Annotated in this window: 4 protein-coding genes; 1 reads left to right on the top strand and 3 read right to left on the bottom strand. The window is 45.8% G+C overall.

The genetic code is table 11. The annotated features are described in order from the left end of the window. The coding region (locus ACSEXW_RS28070) for a helix-turn-helix transcriptional regulator (RefSeq protein ID WP_438449490.1) at positions 1–222 on the bottom strand (222 nt) is incomplete at its 3' end. Positions 223–337: 115 nt separating this feature from the next. On the opposite strand from ACSEXW_RS28070, the gene ACSEXW_RS28065 reads away from it, so the two are divergent. Then, positions 338–757, top strand: a complete 420-nt coding sequence (locus ACSEXW_RS28065) for a helix-turn-helix domain-containing protein (RefSeq protein WP_438449489.1) — start codon at positions 338–340, stop codon at positions 755–757. 277 nt (positions 758–1,034) lie between these two features. Here the strand turns inward: ACSEXW_RS28065 and ACSEXW_RS28060 are convergent, their stop codons facing one another. After that, positions 1,035–1,265, bottom strand: a complete 231-nt coding sequence (locus ACSEXW_RS28060; RefSeq protein ID WP_438449488.1) for a helix-turn-helix domain-containing protein — start codon at positions 1,263–1,265, stop codon at positions 1,035–1,037. A gap of 527 nt (positions 1,266–1,792) precedes the next feature. Further along, positions 1,793–1,903 (bottom strand): cyclic lactone autoinducer peptide, encoded by a 111-nt coding sequence (locus tag ACSEXW_RS28055; protein ID WP_438449461.1) that lies wholly within the window; start codon positions 1,901–1,903, stop codon positions 1,793–1,795. Positions 1,904–1,929 lie beyond the last annotated feature (26 nt).

Genomic DNA, 1,929 nt, shown 5'->3' with positions numbered 1-1,929 from the left:
CAGTTCGGAATCAGGGAACAGTTGTAATGGCCCCTTGCCAAACAGATCAGCGAGCTTAAGCATGATCTCGACACTGGTAACATTCCGGCCTTTTTCAAGGTTTCGAATGCTAGTCTCAGAAAGGCCGACAAGACTTCCCAGTTCCTCACAAGTAAGATCCAGGGTCTGCCGACATTCTGTTAGGACAACGCGCGGCGCCGATAATTTTCTACGAACAGACAATACTGACACCTCCTTCCTGTGTTTCCGGGGGCCGTGTCCTTATATTACCACTTAACCACAGATTACGCAACCGTAACTTACGGTAAAATTTTGAGCCAGAAGGAAGTGATCTGAAGTGACTGAAAATGAGCGGTATATGAATCCAGTTTTCGGTGAAAGGATGCGGAAACTGCGAGAGAGTCGGGGGTGGCTAATGGATAGAGCCGCGGCAGAGTACGGAGTAAGCCGGGCGATGGTTTCAAAATATGAAGATGGGGCGGTTCCTAAAGTGGAACTCCTTACAAGGATTTCCGATCTGTACAACGTATCAACGGATTACCTGCTTGGTCGTTCAAACGAAGCGTTCCTTACTGAGGCGAACCAGGTTGAGACGCTCTCAACAGAAGAAGCCTTTGCATTGAGAAAATTTCTCTTAGATACAGAGAACATGCTACGTGAAGCAGGAAGCGTGGACGAAAACAAGTTAGATCATGTCAGGCAGTTTATGGAGTTTGTTTTCAGAAAGGCAAATGAAGAAGAGAAAAAGAAAAAATAATTTTAGTGCAAGACAAGCTTCGACAGTATGTATCACTAGAACGGTAGTATTATATAGTTAATTAACCCAATTATTGTATGATTAATCACGATTTTCATTATTCATGAATTATTCACATATTTGGGTCGTTACAATTCACTTCGTCAACTTGTCTTGCATAATAGAGGGGGAGTTAAGGCCGTCGAAAGACGGCTTTCCAAGAATGGAAAGTACCCTCCAGCGGGAACTTGCGGCTACGGATAACCCATTTAAAGGTTACCCTAACCGACCGTTACTCCTATGGCTCCTTAATAGTAATGACCCATTCATACAGATCCTCCGGGTGACAGTTCAACACACGCGAAACGGACATCGCTGTCGTGAAGGACATTTTCTTCCTTCTTGCGATCCAGTCCGAGATGTTCGACTTCGGGTATCCCGTTCGATCTGCTAGATCTTGTTGGGTCATTTTCGATTGTCTCAGGAGCTCGGGTAAGCGGCAGCGGCCATAGTCGAACCGCGTCTGCATATGCTTCCCCCTGAAGGAAAATCATTCTCTCCCCTATCCTACCAAATTATTCACCCATTTTAAACCAGAGGAGCGTGACACAGTGAAATGAATAGCGCCAAACAAGAGATCGAACGATTATTCGAGGAGATCGGAGTCAGGTGTCCGAACAAATTGGCAGCCCATTTAGGGGACATGGTATACTCAGGGCCAGAATTAGACTGTGCACTGAAAGACGATGTCGTATGCGGCATGTATCTGCTTCCATTACCGTCCAGCCCAGTATTCATAATCAATTCATCCATGCAATTAGAAGATCAAGAGCTGACCTTAATCAAATTGCTCTTACGTCATTTCTCGAATTGTGATCCATGCGCTCTGGTAAAATCCGAATTAGATTGCGATCGCGAACGGAAATTCCGCTCTCCTACTTTTATCGAATTGAAGTCCATGATCGGCCGAGCTTTAGAGGGGGCATTCCAACTCTAATGGAAAACGAAATAAGCGGATCCCCTATTTAGCTGGGATCCGCTTTTGTTATGTCGGTTTTACTTTTTCAGTTCTGCCGGCACTTCCGGGCGATGGCAGAAGACAACGCAATCGGCATCTGCCATCTTCTCAGCGCGTTTGGCCAGCAATTTGTCGATCCACTTCAACATCGTGGTCACCTCCCCTGATCTATAGC

This window comes from Oryzibacillus soli, assembly GCF_051594765.1.
Lineage (GTDB): Bacteria > Bacillota > Bacilli > Paenibacillales > NBRC-103111 > Paenibacillus_AR.
The sequence above is the reverse complement of the archived record's forward strand: the minus strand, read 5'-3'. Positions and strand labels throughout refer to the sequence as shown.

Bases quoted from the DNA above. Each gene is read 5' to 3' on its own strand.
- ACSEXW_RS28055 (WP_438449461.1), bottom strand. From the start codon at position 1,903: ATGTTGAAGTGGATCGACAAATTGCTGGCCAAACGCGCTGAGAAGATG.
- ACSEXW_RS28060 (WP_438449488.1), bottom strand. From the start codon at position 1,265: ATGCAGACGCGGTTCGACTATGGCCGCTGCCGCTTACCCGAGCTCCTG.